Source organism: Lutimaribacter degradans (genome assembly GCF_023703375.1).
In the GTDB taxonomy this organism is placed as follows: Bacteria; Pseudomonadota; Alphaproteobacteria; order Rhodobacterales; family Rhodobacteraceae; genus Lutimaribacter; species Lutimaribacter degradans.
This window is the reverse complement of the sequence record NZ_JAMQGO010000003.1, coordinates 168,972-183,841: the sequence shown is the minus strand read 5'-3', so window position 1 is coordinate 183,841 and position 14,870 is coordinate 168,972. Positions and strand designations below refer to the sequence as shown.

The following is a 14,870-nucleotide window of genomic DNA, read 5'->3' as shown; positions in this document are numbered from 1 at the left end:
AGAAAAAGCGCGCCCTGTGAGGGCGCGCCTGTCGCGTGGTGCTTGCGGTATCAGCCTTTCATCGAATCCCAGAAACCCTTGACCGACGAAAAGAAGCTTTTGCTTTCTGGGTTGTTGTCTTCCGACAGAGCCTCGAATTCGCGCAACATCTCTTTCTGGCGGCTGGTCAGGTTCACCGGGGTTTCAACGGCAAGTTCAATGAACATGTCGCCATATCCACCGCCGCGCAGGGCTGGCATGCCTTTACCGCGCAGACGCATCTGGCGGCCAGATTGGCTACCGGCCGGTATCTTGACGCGTGAACGGCCACCATCGATCGTCGGTACCTCTATATCGCCGCCAAGCGCGGCGGAAGTCATCGAAACCGGTACGCGGCAAAAGAGATTCGTGCCGTCGCGTTCGAAGATGTCATGCGGCGCGACATCGATGAAAATGTAAAGGTCACCCGAGGGGCCGCCGCGCATTCCGGCTTCGCCTTCTCCGGCCAGGCGGATACGGGTGCCGGTTTCAACACCGGCAGGGATATTCACCGACAGTGCGCGGTCTTTTTCCACACGGCCTTGCCCGCCGCAGACCTTGCAGGGGTTCTTGATTGTCTGCCCTAGCCCGCCACAGGTTGGACAGGTGCGCTCGATCGTGAAAAAGCCCTGTTGCGCCCGCACCTTGCCCATACCCGAACAGGTGGGGCAAGTGGTTGGCTCGGCACCGCCTTCGGCGCCCGAACCGCTGCACGCGTCACAGGCCACGGATGTCGGCACGTTGATGGTTTTCTGGAGGCCCTTATAGGCCTCTTCCAGCGTCACGCGCAGGTTATAGCGCAGGTCGGCGCCACGCGCGGCGCGTTGCCGGCCGCCAGCAGCGCCACCTCCGCCCATTCCGAACAGGTCGTCGAAGATATCGGAAAAGGCGCTGGCGAAATCGCCCTGCCCATGGAAGCCGCCGCCGCCTGGGCGCGCACCGCCGCCACCGCCGCCCATACCACCTTCGAAGGCGGCGTGGCCGAACCGGTCGTAGGCCGCTTTTTTTTCGGCATCTTTAAGAATTTCGTAGGCTTCGTTGGCCTCTTTGAACTGCGCCTCGGCATCGGGGTTGTCCGCGTTGCGGTCGGGGTGCAGCTCCTTGGCCTTCTTGCGGTAGGCTTTCTTGATTTCTTCGGGCGTCGCGCCCTTGGAAATGCCCAGCACATCGTAAAAGTCACGTTTTGCCATTGGGGGTCCCCCTTTGGCGGAACGAAAAGGGCCGGCCCGGTGCCCGGACCGGCCCTGATTGGTTCCGCAAAGCGCGCTTACTTGCGCTTGTCGTCGTCCAGATCTTCGAAATCGGCGTCAACGATGTCGTCGTCACCACCCGTGTCCGAGGCGTCATCCGCTGCGGTGGGGCCGTCTTCACCTTCTTCGGCCTGCGCCTTGTAGATGGCTTCGCCCAGTTTCATTGCCGCTTCGGTGACGTTCTGGATGCCGGACTTGATCTTGTCGGCATTGTCTTTTTCCAGCTCGTCCTTGAGCGCGGCCACGGCCAGCTCGATCGCCTCGATCGTCGAGGGGTCGACCTTGTCGCCGTGCTCTTCCATCGACTTTTCGGTCGAATGGATCAGCGACTCGGCCTGGTTGCGGGCCTCGACCAGTTCTTTGCGGGCCTTGTCGGCCTCGGCGTTTTCCTCGGCTTCCTTGACCATCTTTTCGATGTCGTCATCAGACAGACCGCCCGACGCCTGGATTGTGATCTTCTGTTCCTTGCCGGTGCCCTTGTCCTTGGCGCTGACCGACACGATGCCGTTGGCGTCAATGTCGAACGTCACCTCGATCTGGGGCATGCCACGCGGAGCAGGCGGGATGTTTTCCAGGTTGAAGGCGCCCAGAAGCTTGTTGTCGGCGGCCATCTCACGCTCGCCCTGGAAGACGCGGATCGTCACGGCCGACTGGTTGTCTTCGGCGGTTGAGAAGATCTGGCTTTTCTTCGTGGGGATCGTGGTATTGCGGTCGATCAGGCGGGTGAACACGCCGCCCAGCGTTTCGATGCCCAGCGACAGCGGCGTGACATCAAGCAGGACAACATCTTTCACGTCGCCTTGCAGCACGCCGGCCTGGATGGCAGCACCCATGGCCACGACCTCGTCGGGGTTCACGCCCTTGTGCGGCTCCTTGCCGAAGAACTTGGTCACTTCTTCCATGACCTTGGGCATGCGGGTCATACCGCCAACCAACACGACCTCGTCAATGTCGCTGGCGGACAGGCCTGCGTCTTTCAGCGCGGCCTGGCAGGGCTTCATCGATGCTTTGATCAGGTCGCCCACAAGGCTTTCCAGCTTGGCGCGGGTCAGCTTCATCACCATGTGCAGCGGCGTGCCGCTGTTCGGGTCCATCGCGATGAACGGCTGGTTGATCTCCGTCTGGCTGGAACTGGACAGTTCGATCTTGGCCTTCTCGGCAGCTTCCTTGAGCCGCTGCAGGGCCATCTTGTCCTTGGTCAGGTCGACATTGTGCTCTTTCTTGAACTCGTCCGCTAGGTAGTTGACGATTCGCATGTCGAAATCTTCACCGCCCAGGAACGTATCCCCGTTGGTGGATTTCACTTCGAACAGGCCGTCGTCGATTTCAAGGATTGTCACGTCGAACGTGCCACCGCCAAGGTCATACACGGCAATGGTCTGGCTTTCTTCCTTGTCGAGGCCATAGGCCAGTGCGGCTGCTGTCGGCTCGTTGATAATGCGCAGAACCTCGAGGCCGGCAATTTTGCCTGCGTCCTTGGTGGCTTGGCGCTGGGCGTCGTTGAAATAAGCCGGAACGGTGATGACTGCCTGGGTCACTTCCTCGCCAAGATAGCTTTCGGCGGTTTCCTTCATCTTGCCGAGGATGAAGGCCGAGATTTGGCTGGGGCTGTACTTTTCACCCTTCACCTCAACCCATGCGTCGCCGTTGCCGCCGTCAATCACGTTGAACGGCATGTTCTTCTTGTCCTTGGCTAGGTCCGAATCGTCGAACCGACGGCCGATCAGCCGCTTTACGCCAAAAATCGTGTTGGTTGCGTTGGTCACGGCCTGGCGCTTGGCCGGTTGGCCCACCAGACGCTCGTCGTCGGTGAAGGCGACAATCGAAGGCGTCGTACGCGTGCCTTCGGAGTTTTCGATGACCTTCGGCTGCGAGCCGTCCATGATCGCCACGCAGCTATTGGTGGTGCCGAGGTCGATACCGATCACTTTACCCATGTTTTCGATCCCTTTCTTTTCAAGGCGATGAAACGAGGCCAGGACCCGTTATGGCATCCCTGCCCCGAATTGTTTGTGCGACACCGATGTGCGGTGCGCTGCTTCTGGGCGTATATAAGGAGGGGTGTTTCACCCTGCAAGCACCGCAACTAGATGGAATTGATGAATCACGGGTAATTTTCATGACGGTCAGCCCACATAACTTGCGCGGAGTCCTTTTGTATCGGGGTTATCTTGAAACCGCGGCCCAGAAACGCCTGGTTGCAGCGCTGCGCGACGTGGTTGCCGCCGCGCCGATGTTTCATCCTGAAACGCGGCGTGGAAAGCAGATGAGTGTGCGCATGACATCGGCCGGGCGTTTTGGATGGATCAGTGACCGGCGTGGCTATCGCTATGAACCGCGTCACCCCTCTGGGGCCGATTGGCCGCCGATCCCACCGCAGGTACTGGACGTCTGGCGCGAATTGGTGACCGACTCGAGCGACCCGGACTGCTGTCTCGTGAACTATTACGGTGAGGGTGCGCGCATGGGCTTGCACCAGGACAGGGACGAAGCGGATTTTTCATGGCCGGTTCTGTCAATCAGCCTGGGCGACGAGGGTTTGTTTCGTGTTGGCAATATCGAGAGGGGGGGAAGCACCGAGAGCCTGTGGCTGCAATCAGGCGATGTGCTGGTAATGGGCGGCGCGGCGCGCCTGGTCCATCATGGTGTCGACCGCATCAGGTTCGGGTCGTCCAGCCTTTTGCCGAAACATGGACGGTTGAACCTGACTTGTCGGGTCGTCACCTGATTTTGCATTGTTTTGCTTAGAATTGCCCGTTCCTGGCTTGATCCTCACCAGTCCGATTAACGCACTGGCAACAAGTATTGCGCTAACCCTTGTATCGGGTGAGTAAAAAAGGTGGTGGCAATGGGCGCGCAAGGCAATGCGGTGCCAGTCATCATCAAGCGGAAAAAGGTCATACGCGGTGATGGGCACCACGGCGGGGCGTGGAAAGTTGCCTATGCCGATTTCGTGACCGCCATGATGGCATTTTTCCTTTTGATGTGGCTGCTGAACGCAACAACGGAAAAGCAACGTAAAGGGATCGCGGATTACTTTACGCCGACCGTGCCGATGGCGCGTGTTTCTGGTGGCGGCGAAGGCATATTCGGCGGCAACAGCGTGTTTTCCGAAGAAGTTTTGCCAAGAAATGGAACGGGGGCGACAAATCTGCGCCCGACCGAGGAAAATAAGGCTCGCGGCGAAAGCGGCGTGTCTGAAACGGATCGGGAGACTGGGGCCGAAGAAGAAGCTTTCAAGGTTGTCGAGGCAGCGCTGATGGGGCGGGGCGGCGAAAGCATGGTTCACGACGACCACTTGAAGCATATCTTGACACGCGTCACCGACGAAGGCCTGGTTGTCGAAGTTTTTGACCTGGAAGGCGCCCCCTTGTTTCAGGGGGCGACGGCCCAGCCCACGGCCTTGCTGCAAGAGTTGTCAGCCATGTTGTCGAGGGTATTTGCCCTGGTCCAAAACCCATTGGCAATCGAAGGCCACGTTGCCGCACGCCCGCTGGTGCTTGTCGACAACCCGGTCTGGCCCTTGTCGGTCGACCGCGCGAATGTCACCCGGGGTTTGATCGAAGGGCAGGAATTTCCGGTTGACCGAATTCGCCGCGTTACCGGCCATGCCGATCGCGAACCGGCAACACAAAACCCGATGTCGATTCGAAACAATCGATTGGAGCTTGTATTGCTGCGCACGTCGCGTTGATCGGATTTTATCTATTAGCGCGGTGTTAAGCCAACGCCCTTATGCCTGTGTCCAGAAGATTTGGCTGATGCAGCAGAAAGGCGTATCCATGACGATTTCCTCTTCGCTCAATGCCGGCGTGGCGGGGCTGGCGGCGAATGCCAGCCGCCTGGCATCGATTTCGGACAATATCGCGAACTCAGCAACCTACGGGTACAGGCGGGTCGAAACCGATTTCCATTCCATGGTTCTTTCGAACTCGGGCCGTGCATACGCGGCCGGGGGCGTTCGTACGACCAACCAACGCCTGATCGACCAAAGCGGTTCACTCGTGACAACGTCAAATGCGACAGATCTGTCTGTGCGCGGCCGGGGGTTCCTGCCTGTTGCAAGGGCAACCCAGGTTGGCGTCGGGAATGGCGATACCACGATGTATCTGTCAACCACCGGGTCATTTCGAACCGATGCCGATGGATACCTGCGCACGGAATCAGGGCTTACGCTGATGGGCTGGCCAGCCTTGGCGGACGGATCCATCCCAACTTATCCGCGCGACACATCGGCCGGGTTGGTTCCCGTGCAGGTCAATGCAAACCAGTTTACCGGAGAGCCGACCACGCGTATGTCGCTCGGCGTGAACCTGCCAGCGGTTGCAACTTCGGCCGGCGCATCGGGTGAAGTAGAGGAACTCTCGGTCGAGTATTTCGACAACCTTGGAACATCGGAGAACCTGTCGGTCGAATTCTCTCCAACGGTTCCGGCCACGGGCTCGTCAAACGCATGGACCATGGTCATCAGGGATTCCGCGTCTGGTGACGCAGTGGTCGGTGAATACAATCTGATATTCGATGACGGGCGCAGCTCGGGAGGTACGCTGGCGTCGGTCGCGACCGTATCCGGGGGAGGGTATGATCCGACCACGGGCACGATGATTGTCGATGTTGCCGGCGGGCCGATGGAAATCAATATCGGGCGTCCCGGTGAAAGCGGCGGGCTCACGCAGCTTTCCGACAGTTTTGCGCCACTTTCCATTTCCAAGGATGGATCGCCCGTGGGCAACATGACCTCGGTCGAGGTCGATGAGAACGGTTTCGTTTATGCGCTTTTCGATACCGGGGTCTCACGTCGCATCTACCAGATTCCGCTGGTCGATATGCCCAACCCGAACGGCATGGTGGCGCTGGATCAGCAAACCTATCTGCCGTCGCCCGATAGCGGAACCTATTTCCTGTGGGATGCAGGGGATGGGCCGACCGGGGACGTGGCGGCCTATTCGCGCGAAGAGTCGACCACCGATGTCGCCGGTGAACTGACCACCATGATCAAGACCCAGCGCGCCTATTCCTCGAACGCGAAGGTCATACAGACCGTCGACGAGATGTTGCAGGAAACCACCAATATCAAACGCTGATCCTGACGAAAGGCGAACGCAATGAGTATTTCTGGCGCGCTTTCAAATGCCCTTTCCGGGCTTACCGCCGCTTCGCGTGGGGCCCAGGTCGTTTCCTCGAACGTGTCGAACGCGACAAACGAGGGGTACATGCCGCGAAGCCTGGAATTGGCCTCTCGCGTCATCGGCGGGCATGGTGGCGTTACGGTCACTGGAATGACGCGACATGTCGATCTTGCCCTGCAATCGGATCGCCGCTTGGTGGATGCCGATAATGCAAACGCCCAGACACGCAGCAGTTTCCTTGAGCCCGTTTCGGACATCGCCGGACTGCCCGGCGCCCCGGGTGCGCTTGGCACGATCCTTGCCGAATTCGACGCAGCTTTGGTGTCGGCGGCCAGCCAGCCGAACGTGACAACGCGGCTTGATATCGCGGTTTCTCGGGCCAAAGAAGTGGCGCAAGCGCTCAATACGATGTCGGGCGATTTCCAGCAGCTTCGTGAAAAGGCTGATCGTACCATTGATACGCAGGTGATGCGGTTGAATACGCTTCTTGAAGATCTGGAAGGTATGAACGCCCGCATTTCCCCTGCGACCGGTCATGAAAAGGCCGCGCTGCTGGATCAACGTGACCGGATGCTGGACGAAATCAGCCAGATCGTGCCGATCCGTGTGGCGTCACGCGCGAATGATGCTGTTGCGCTTTATACGCCTAAAGGTGCGATATTGCTGGAAGGTCAGGCAGCTGAAATCGGCTTTGCACCGACACCGACGATCATGCCCCACATGACGGCTGCGGCCGGCCTGCTATCCGGGCTTACCATCAACGGAAACCCGGTTTCGGTCGATCCGGCGGGTGGGTCGCTGGGCGGTGGCTCGCTTGGGGCGTTATTTGACATGCGCGATCGTACACTGGTCCGGGCACAGGCCGGCCTCGATGCCGTGGCGCGCGACCTTGCGGAGCGTTTCCAAGTTACAAGCCTTGATCCCACCCTGTCGAGCGGCGATGCAGGCTTGTTCACCGATGCTGGCGCAAGCGTTGTCCCGGTGAACGAAACGGGGCTTGCTGGCAGGCTGTCCGTGCACGCGGCGGTTGACCCCGATTCCGGTGGGGCGACTTGGCGGATGCGTGACGGGCTGGCCGCAGTCACGCAGGGGTCTACCGGCGACGGGCGCTTGTTGACGGCGATGAGTGCAGCACTTGGTGCGACGCAGAAGCCGGAATCGCCCGCTTTGCCGGCGGTTGGCCGATCGCTGCATGGCCTGGTTGCCGATCTGCAATCAAACGCAGCATCGGATCTCAATGAACAGCACCGTCGAAATGCCTTTGTGACCGCACAGCGCGACGCATTGCTGACCCTCGAACGGGAAGGCGGTGTGGATACCGATGCCGAAATGCAAAATCTCATGCGTCTCGAGCAAAGCTATGCCGCCAATGCACGGGTAATCGAAACCGTCGGCAAATTGATCGACACGTTGATGAGGATCTGAACGATGACAATCACGACGCTTGGCGATCTGGCGACACAATTCATGCTGCGGCAACCGAATGTCTCGTTGCGCAGCGAAATGCAACGGCTCAGCACCGAATTGGCAACCGGCGAAACGGCCGACCCGATCAGGCATCTTGGCGGTGATCTGCGCGCATTTGCCGACCTAGAGCAGCGCCTGACCGGAAATGCCGCTTTTCGACAGGCTGCGCTCGAAGCGTCTACCGTGACGGATGCAATGCAATCTGCACTGGGTAATCTGCAGGACATGGCAACCGATTTGTCGGCAGATCTTGTATCCCTTGCCGAGGCGGCCCAGCCTGAAACGTCCCAGCTTGGTGCAAAAACAGCGCAAGATACATTCGGCCGCGTTGTTGGCGTTCTGAACACGCGTGTTGCCGGTCGCAGCCTGTTCGCCGGAGCGGCAGTGGGGCAATCCGCGCTTGCCGATTCCGAGGCGATTTTGGCGGACATCCGTTCAGCGGTTGTTGGCATGACGTCTGTTGCGGATATAAGGGCCGCCCTTGATGATTGGTTCGAGATGCCCGGGGGCGGGTTTGAAACCGTTGGATACACCGGTGCCGGAGACTCGGCTCCACCCTACCAGGTCGCACAAGGCGAAATGGCACAGCTTGATCTGCGCGCAGACCAGCTAGTTTTTCGCGAAACGCTTAAGCTGGTGGCATTTGCAGCCCTCGCTGACGACCCGTCATTGGGGGTTGCGACGCGACAGCAAATTTACGCGGCCGCGGGCACAGAACTTTTGTCTGTCCAGGGCGGTATCACGTCAGCCAGGGCCGAGTTGGGGGTTGCGCAATCTCGACTTGAGGAAACAACCGTGCGTCTTGCGTCAGAGAGCCTGGCGCTTGAACAGGCGCGTGGTGCCCTTCTCGGGGTCGACCCTTACGAGACGGCGACACGCCTTGAAAGCGTCCAGTCGAATCTTGAAAACCTGTATACGGTAACAGTGCGCCTTTCCCGGCTGTCTTTGACGGAGTTCATGTGATGCGCATTGCACTGGTGGTCGCGGTCGCGGCAGCCTTTCCCGTGAACGCACTGGCAAGTCCTGTGCGAATAAAGGATCTTGTCGAGTTTGATGGGGTTCGCGGTAACGACCTGGTGGGGTATGGCCTTGTGGTCGGCTTGAACGGCACGGGGGACGGTATACGAAACGCACCCTTCACCGAGGAAATCATGACCAATATCCTCGAGCGACTTGGCGTGAATGTCAGCGGAGAGCAATTTCGCCCGAAAAACGTGGCCGCCGTTTTCGTGACCGCAAATCTTCCACCATTCGCGCGGGCAGGCAGTCGAATCGACGTTACGGTTTCTGCTGTCGGCGATGCCAAGAGCCTTCTGGGTGGTACACTTATCATGACGCCATTGAACGCTGCAGACGGCCAGATATACGCGGTGGCGCAGGGTACAGTGATCGCCGGTGGCGCGGTTGCCGAAGGTCAGGGCGCTGCCACGGTTGAGGGCGTGCCCACGGCAGGATCAATCCCTTCGGGCGCGTATGTCGAGCGCGAAATTGATTTCGATTTCACGCAGCTCAGCATGTTGCGCCTGGCATTGAGAGAACCCGATTTCACGACAGCGGCGCGCATCGAAACACGCATCAACGCAAGTTTTGGACGTGAGGTTGCAGTGATGCTGGATGCCGGTACCGTCGAGTTGAATGTCGGCGCAACCCGAGCGCGCTCGCCAGCGCATGCTCTTGGCCGCATCGAAAATCTGTCGGTCGAACCCGAACGTCGGGCGCGTGTCGTTGTCGATCAGCGGTCAGGTACCATCGTGATGGGCGAAGATGTGCGAATTTCCCGGGTTGCGGTGTCTCAGGGCAACCTGACCCTGCGCATCCAGGAACGGCCGTTGGCCATTCAGCCCAACCCGTTCACAGATGGCGAAACCGTTGTCGTGCCTAGAACCGAAGCCGAGATTCTTGAAGAACCCGGAATCGGGCTGGCAGAGGTGCCCGAAGGTACCTCGCTGTCCGAAGTCGTGGCCGGCTTGAATGCACTTGGCGTGTCGCCGCGCGACATGATCGACATTCTGAAAAGTATAAAGTCCGCGGGTGCCTTGCATGCAGATTTCGTGGTGCGTTGACCGGAAAACGCGCGTTCCACGCGGGCTTGCTGCGCAGAAACTGAACTTCTTGCTCGTCCTGCGTGCGTAGCTTGGTGATCGCCGATTGCCCCGGTCGGGCTCAAAAATAACCGCGAACCAAGGCACCTGCGATAAGAGCCCATCCGTCCGCGATCACGAAAAATGCCAGTTTGAACGGAAGAGAGACAATGACCGGCGGCACCATCATCATTCCCATGGACATCAACACGGCCGAAACAACCAGATCGATGATCAGAAACGGGAGAAAGACGAGGAAACCGATTTGAAACGCCCGCGCAATCTCGGAGAGCAAGAAGCTCGGGATCAGGACTGAGAGCGGGGCATCTGCATCGGCGGGTATTGTCTCGAGGTCGGAACGAAGGGCCGCGAGCGTCTCAAAGGTTTCCGGGTCTACACGGGCTGACATGAAGGCGCGAAAAGGCTCCAGCGTTGCCAGAAAGGCATCTTCCAACGCGGATTGCCCATTGATGAACGGATCAATCCCTGCGGCCCAAGCTGTTCGTAGCACCGGGTCCATGACGAAATATGTCAAGAACAACGCCAGGGTCACGATCAGCATGTTCGGGGGGGCCTGCTGTAACCCGATGGCTTGGCGCAAGATCGACAAGACCGTGACAATAAACGGAAAACACGTGATCATTACCGCAAGGCCGGGAACGAGCGACAGAAGCGTTATGAGCGCAAAGAGCTGAATGGTTCGCGTGGTGAGCGAATCGCCCTCGCCGATCGTGATCGAAACATCCTGGGCCATTGCCGACTGTGCAGTCGCAAGCATGAGAAGGGGGATGAAACCCAACAGGCCGCGACGCCGTGTCATTCCAGGCCATCCTCGAAGTCGCTGACCTCTGTCAACCGCACGGCCAACTGGCCCGGCATGTCGCCATCTACCTCTTCGAGTTGCCCACGGGCAATCAATCTGTCGCCGACAAAAAGCTCGACAGGGTCGTCGACGCGCCGGTCAAGCGGCAAGATCGAGTTTTCGCCCATCTGCAGAAGATCACGGATAAGCGGCCGGGCTCGACCGACCGAGATGGTAATTTCGATCGGCACCGAAGAGAACGCCCCCCCGAGATCGCCAGCAGGCAAGATCTGGTCACTGTCAGCCATATACTTTGTCCTCCTTGAGTGTCCCGAAACAGGAAAGAATCATTTGCTGGATTTCCCCGAGCGCCGAGTCGAGATCGATCATCCGCTCGCGCTGGCCAAGCCTGAGAAACGCCTGGCCCTCGCCCAGCGTCGCATCGGCCTCAACCGACAAATCGACAGTTCCGTCTTTCGGGGCGAGCGCCTCAACGCGTTCCACCTGGTCCGGGTTGACCGTCAGAACGAGCCTGCCCCTGCCCATCTCGCGGATGAGTTTTGCGAGCTCTTCCGAAATTCGGGTTTCAAACGCCTGTTGTGCAGTTTCCGGCAACAGCGTGTTGGAAAGACCCGCGAACAAAGGTTCGAGGTTACGAAGAATCGCGGTTTCCGCTTCGTGCAGGGTGAAAGTTATGTCCTGCAGGTTCTGAGCGAGCTCGTTCTTTACGTGGGCCTGCTCCTTGGAATGGGCCTCGGCGGCATCTTCCCACCCGGCCTGATAGCCATTCTCGAAAGACACCAGGCGCACTTCCTCCAATGCCTGGTCGGTCATTACCAGCCGGTCAGAAGACGTGGTACCGAAGTCTTCAAGAAGTTGCTGCATGCTCATCTTGCCGGTTCCTCGTCTTCCAGCCAATTACGTAGGATTTCGAGCGTTTCGTCCTGACGTTCCGCGATCAGGGTACGCAGCCGCTCTACGGCGTCGGACTGCTCCGATGGATCAACCGGCGCCAAGTTTGTGCCCTGGCTGATCGGTGTCGTGGGAATGAAATTGCCGTCTTCATCTTCGATCTCGCCAGTCAGAAGTTCAGAAACGGCTCTGTTGTGTGCAGCATCAGCCGGCGAGGGCAATGATGTTGGCCCGCCGTCATTCGACCCGGCCAGCACCGGCCTTACGACAAATAGCCCGAGTAGCAGGGCCACGATTGCCAGAACGGCCATCTGGATCAGCGACATGGCGTCGAGTGCCCACCGGGCGAAAAGGCTAGGGGTTGCGATCGTCCCGACAGGGTCGGCAGGCTCGAACATCATGGACTTCAATGTGATGACATCGCCGCGCTCTTCGTCGAACCCGACGGCAGAGGCCACCAGATCGCGCAGTGCATCGAGTTCGTCCTGGGGTCGCGGCTCAAGGTTTCGTTCACCATCGGCGGTCGTCGATGCAATCCCATTGACCAGTACGGCGACCGTGAGCCGCTTGGTACCCCCAGCCGCGCGCTGGATCTCGCGCTCGGTTTCCGAGACCTCGAAATTTATCCGTTCACGGCTTCGGTTGTTCTGGCTGTTGCTTGAGCCGGCGTTGCCGGCCTCGCCATCGGGCAGATTCGACGCGACAGTGACGTTGCCATCGCCTGTGTTCTGCGAAGTGTCGGTACTTTCTTCGGTTTCGGTACTGATTGCGACACGACCGTTCGGGTCAAAACGCTTTTCACGAATCGATTCGCTTTCGTTCACGGTTTCAAGTGTGACTTCCACCACGGCATTTCCCGATCCGACGCGCGCCTCAAGCAGGCGCTGGACCTTGTCACGCAGTGCTGCGCTGCGATCCTCGGCCGAGTTTGAAGGGCCTTCTGGCTCGGTTCCGGCGACGATCGCGCCTGTGCCGTCGACAATCGTCACATCCTCTGGCTGCAAACCTGCCACGGCTGCGGCCACCAGGAATCGCAATGCGCGTGCTTGGGGCGGTGGCAGGGCGCCACCGGCCGTGGTTACGGCAACAGAGGCCGACGGTCGCAAATCGCGCCGGAATGGATTGCCGCCGGTCGCAGCAATATGCACCCGGGCTGACGTGATTGCCGGGCCTGCCAGGATTGTGCGGGCGAGCTCGCCTTCTTTGGCGCGCCAGTAGGCAGCATCGAACATCTGTGATGTCGTGCCGAACCCTGACAACCCATCCAGCAGTTCATACCCTTTGGCGTTGTTGGCTGGCAGGCCTTCGCTGGCAAGTGTCATCCGAAGCGCGTCACGCTTGGTTGCTTCTACGAAAATGGCACCGGCACGCACGTCATGGATCACGCCTCGCTGCTCCAGCGCGCGGACGACTTCGCCCGCAGCGCCGTTTTCCAGCCCGGAATACAACAGGGCCATACTGGGTTTCGAGGCCATCCTGGCCAAGCCGACGACTGCGGCAAGCATGGCGATGCCGGCCAAGGCTATGATGATCTTGCGCTGCATTTCTAGCGCATTCCAGCGGTTCAGGATTTGCTGCACGACTGACCTCCGATCAACAGGGCATTCTGCGCCTGTTCCTTCCGAGCTATGGCGGAACAGGCTTAACAATCGGTTAGTTTCTAATGGGTTATGCAGATCGGTAACGCAACGAAGCCCCAGGTGACACGATGGCCGAAGCCACTGTTGATGAAGAGCCCAAGAAAACCTCAAAGTTCATGCTGATCCTTGGGGTCGTGCTGGCGCTTGTCGGTGGAGGCGGTGGATTTTACGCGGTCTACTCCGGCTTGATTCTCAAGCCTGCGCTGGGCGATACCAAAGACGCCCTGGCCGCGCAGGAGGATGGGAATCATGCCACGCAAGACTCTGCGTTAGAGATCGAAGCGTTGCCCCTTGGTGACAGCGTTTTCGTACCGCTCGATCCAATCACCATCTCGCTCGCCCCCGGCACCGGGAGCCGCCACTTGCGATTCAGCGCGCAATTGGAAGTCCTGTCCGACTACGAGTCCGACATTCGGGCGCTGACACCACGCATCATAGATGTGCTGAACAGTTATCTGCGTGCTGTTGAAACCCGCGACTTGCACGACCCGACGGTCCTTTCCCGGCTGCGGGCACAAATGCTGCGCAGGGTTCAGGTCGTTGCCGGAAATGATGCTGTTCGCAACCTCTTGATCATGGAATTCGTCCTGAACTGAAAGGGAAGTTTATGGAACTGATCGCCGATATTCTTCTGGTGGCCGGTGCGCTCGGCGCCGGTTTGTATTGCTTCATCCTGGCGCGCCGATTGAGCCGCTTCAACGACCTTGAAAACGGAGTCGGAGGCGCTGTTGCCGTGCTATCGGCGCAAGTTGACGACCTGACCAAGATGTTGGCCACGGCGCAGAAAACCACGACGGAGTCTGCCGACTCCCTTAGTGGGCTCACTGATCGGGCCGAAGATGTTGCAAAACGGCTGGAATTGCTTGTCGCCTCGATGCACGACCTTCCCCAGCCCGCTCAGGAAGATGTAAAAGAACCCATGTTCGTGCGCCATGGCCGTGCGGATGAGGAGGCGCGGCCATGAGCGAGCGGCGCAAACGGCGCAGTGGCCGCGGGACACTGGCCGTCATCGCATTTCTTTTGATCGGATCTGCGCTGTTACGGGTTGGCTTGGGGGCTGATGCGGCACTTGCCGTAAGCGATGACGCCCCAGTGCCAGCGGAAACCGGAGATGCGAATACTGCACAGAGTTGTGAACCGCCAAAGGATATCGCGCCGTTTCTGGATGCACTGAATGCGCGGGAAGCTCGGCTCGATAAGCGTGAGGCACAGGCTCAAGATCGCCTGCACGCGCTTGCCGTTGCAGAAGAGGAGATTCAGCGAAAACTGCAAGAGCTTCTTGCTGCAGAAGAATCCCTGCGCGCGACAATCGCCTTGGCCGATACCGCCGCAGAAGATGATATTGACCGTTTGGTGGCCGTCTACGAGGCGATGAAGCCCAAGGAAGCAGCGGCACTTTTCGAGACCATGGACCCTGGTTTTGCCGCGGGCTTTCTCGGGCGCATGCAACCTGCCGCGGCTGCCGCGGTGATGGCCGGCCTGACCCCGCAGATGGCCTATTCCGTAAGTGTCATCCTAGCTGGCCGAAATGCTGACGTCCCGACGGAATAACGCAAGCTGCTGAGGGTTTC

15 protein-coding genes are annotated in these 14,870 nt (G+C 59.2%); 9 read left to right on the top strand and 6 right to left on the bottom strand.

All coding sequences use genetic code 11. The features are described from left to right. Window positions 1-50 precede the first annotated feature (50 nt). Together dnaJ and dnaK are read right to left on the bottom strand one after the other, a co-directional pair. Complete coding sequence (gene dnaJ, locus M8744_RS07195) at window positions 51-1,208, bottom strand: molecular chaperone DnaJ (RefSeq protein WP_251411677.1); 1,158 nt, start codon at window positions 1,206-1,208, stop codon at window positions 51-53. Between the two features lie 77 nt (window positions 1,209-1,285). Further along, window positions 1,286-3,205 (bottom strand): molecular chaperone DnaK, encoded by a 1,920-nt coding sequence (gene dnaK, locus M8744_RS07190; RefSeq protein ID WP_251411673.1) that lies wholly within the window; start codon window positions 3,203-3,205, stop codon window positions 1,286-1,288. Window positions 3,206-3,387: 182 nt separating this feature from the next. On the opposite strand from dnaK, the gene M8744_RS07185 reads away from it, so the two are divergent. The 6 genes from M8744_RS07185 to M8744_RS07160 all read left to right on the top strand — a co-directional run bounded on the left by M8744_RS07185 (window position 3,388) and on the right by M8744_RS07160 (window position 9,927). Then, window positions 3,388-3,996: an alpha-ketoglutarate-dependent dioxygenase AlkB family protein gene (locus M8744_RS07185; RefSeq protein ID WP_251411670.1), complete on the top strand. Its 609-nt coding sequence runs from the start codon at window positions 3,388-3,390 to the stop codon at window positions 3,994-3,996. 120 nt (window positions 3,997-4,116) lie between these two features. Beyond that, on the top strand, window positions 4,117-4,962 hold the full coding sequence (locus M8744_RS07180) for a flagellar motor protein MotB (protein WP_251411667.1): 846 nt from the start codon (window positions 4,117-4,119) through the stop codon (window positions 4,960-4,962). An 88-nt stretch (window positions 4,963-5,050) separates the two neighbouring features. Continuing rightward, window positions 5,051-6,352 carry a flagellar hook protein FlgE gene (locus M8744_RS07175; RefSeq protein ID WP_251411665.1) on the top strand — a complete coding sequence of 434 codons (1,302 nt, stop codon included), beginning with the start codon at window positions 5,051-5,053 and terminating at the stop codon, window positions 6,350-6,352. Between the two features lie 21 nt (window positions 6,353-6,373). Beyond that, entirely contained in the window at window positions 6,374-7,822 is a 1,449-nt protein-coding gene (flgK, locus tag M8744_RS07170; RefSeq protein WP_251411662.1) for a flagellar hook-associated protein FlgK, read from the top strand. A gap of 3 nt (window positions 7,823-7,825) precedes the next feature. After that, window positions 7,826-8,827 (top strand): flagellin, encoded by a 1,002-nt coding sequence (locus M8744_RS07165; RefSeq protein ID WP_251411659.1) that lies wholly within the window; start codon window positions 7,826-7,828, stop codon window positions 8,825-8,827. After that, window positions 8,827-9,927 carry a flagellar basal body P-ring protein FlgI gene (locus M8744_RS07160; RefSeq protein ID WP_251411656.1) on the top strand — a complete coding sequence of 367 codons (1,101 nt, stop codon included), beginning with the start codon at window positions 8,827-8,829 and terminating at the stop codon, window positions 9,925-9,927. Before M8744_RS07165 ends, M8744_RS07160 begins: the two co-directional genes overlap by 1 nt. Before the next feature lie 100 nt (window positions 9,928-10,027). Here M8744_RS07160 and fliP read toward each other — a convergent pair whose 3' ends face one another. The 4 genes from fliP to fliF are packed head-to-tail and all read right to left on the bottom strand — an operon-like array spanning window position 10,028 to window position 13,239. After that, entirely contained in the window at window positions 10,028-10,765 is a 738-nt protein-coding gene (fliP, locus tag M8744_RS07155) for a flagellar type III secretion system pore protein FliP (protein WP_251411653.1), read from the bottom strand. Continuing rightward, a complete protein-coding gene (locus M8744_RS07150) occupies window positions 10,762-11,055 on the bottom strand; it encodes a FliM/FliN family flagellar motor switch protein (protein WP_251411649.1) in 294 nt (97 codons plus the stop codon). The genes fliP and M8744_RS07150 overlap by 4 nt, the downstream gene beginning before the upstream one ends. Next, window positions 11,048-11,638: a FliH/SctL family protein gene (locus M8744_RS07145; RefSeq protein ID WP_251411646.1), complete on the bottom strand. Its 591-nt coding sequence runs from the start codon at window positions 11,636-11,638 to the stop codon at window positions 11,048-11,050. The genes M8744_RS07150 and M8744_RS07145 overlap by 8 nt, the downstream gene beginning before the upstream one ends. Further along, window positions 11,635-13,239, bottom strand: coding sequence for a flagellar basal-body MS-ring/collar protein FliF (gene fliF / locus M8744_RS07140; protein WP_251411643.1), 1,605 nt, complete (start codon window positions 13,237-13,239; stop codon window positions 11,635-11,637). Before fliF ends, M8744_RS07145 begins: the two co-directional genes overlap by 4 nt. Window positions 13,240-13,367: 128 nt before the next feature. On the opposite strand from fliF, the gene M8744_RS07135 reads away from it, so the two are divergent. The 3 genes from M8744_RS07135 to M8744_RS07125 are packed head-to-tail and all read left to right on the top strand — an operon-like array spanning window position 13,368 to window position 14,850. Further along, entirely contained in the window at window positions 13,368-13,895 is a 528-nt protein-coding gene (locus M8744_RS07135) for a flagellar basal body-associated FliL family protein (RefSeq protein WP_251411640.1), read from the top strand. 11 nt (window positions 13,896-13,906) lie between these two features. Then, window positions 13,907-14,263, top strand: coding sequence for a hypothetical protein (locus M8744_RS07130; RefSeq protein WP_251411637.1), 357 nt, complete (start codon window positions 13,907-13,909; stop codon window positions 14,261-14,263). After that, entirely contained in the window at window positions 14,260-14,850 is a 591-nt protein-coding gene (locus M8744_RS07125) for a MotE family protein (protein ID WP_251411634.1), read from the top strand. The genes M8744_RS07130 and M8744_RS07125 overlap by 4 nt, the downstream gene beginning before the upstream one ends. The last annotated feature ends 20 nt before the right edge of the window (window positions 14,851-14,870 follow it).

What these genes read in the sequence shown, in the direction of transcription:
- dnaJ (WP_251411677.1), bottom strand. Translation starts at nt 1,208, where the DNA reads ATGGCAAAACGTGACTTTTACGATGTGCTGGGCATTTCCAAGGGCGCG.
- M8744_RS07180 (WP_251411667.1), top strand. Translation starts at nt 4,117, where the DNA reads ATGGGCGCGCAAGGCAATGCGGTGCCAGTCATCATCAAGCGGAAAAAG.
- M8744_RS07135 (WP_251411640.1), top strand. Translation starts at nt 13,368, where the DNA reads ATGGCCGAAGCCACTGTTGATGAAGAGCCCAAGAAAACCTCAAAGTTC.
- M8744_RS07165 (WP_251411659.1), top strand. Translation starts at nt 7,826, where the DNA reads ATGACAATCACGACGCTTGGCGATCTGGCGACACAATTCATGCTGCGG.
- M8744_RS07160 (WP_251411656.1), top strand. Translation starts at nt 8,827, where the DNA reads ATGCGCATTGCACTGGTGGTCGCGGTCGCGGCAGCCTTTCCCGTGAAC.
- M8744_RS07185 (WP_251411670.1), top strand. Translation starts at nt 3,388, where the DNA reads ATGACGGTCAGCCCACATAACTTGCGCGGAGTCCTTTTGTATCGGGGT.
- dnaK (WP_251411673.1), bottom strand. Translation starts at nt 3,205, where the DNA reads ATGGGTAAAGTGATCGGTATCGACCTCGGCACCACCAATAGCTGCGTG.
- M8744_RS07125 (WP_251411634.1), top strand. Translation starts at nt 14,260, where the DNA reads ATGAGCGAGCGGCGCAAACGGCGCAGTGGCCGCGGGACACTGGCCGTC.
- M8744_RS07175 (WP_251411665.1), top strand. Translation starts at nt 5,051, where the DNA reads ATGACGATTTCCTCTTCGCTCAATGCCGGCGTGGCGGGGCTGGCGGCG.
- M8744_RS07130 (WP_251411637.1), top strand. Translation starts at nt 13,907, where the DNA reads ATGGAACTGATCGCCGATATTCTTCTGGTGGCCGGTGCGCTCGGCGCC.
- fliP (WP_251411653.1), bottom strand. Translation starts at nt 10,765, where the DNA reads ATGACACGGCGTCGCGGCCTGTTGGGTTTCATCCCCCTTCTCATGCTT.
- M8744_RS07150 (WP_251411649.1), bottom strand. Translation starts at nt 11,055, where the DNA reads ATGGCTGACAGTGACCAGATCTTGCCTGCTGGCGATCTCGGGGGGGCG.
- flgK (WP_251411662.1), top strand. Translation starts at nt 6,374, where the DNA reads ATGAGTATTTCTGGCGCGCTTTCAAATGCCCTTTCCGGGCTTACCGCC.
- M8744_RS07145 (WP_251411646.1), bottom strand. Translation starts at nt 11,638, where the DNA reads ATGAGCATGCAGCAACTTCTTGAAGACTTCGGTACCACGTCTTCTGAC.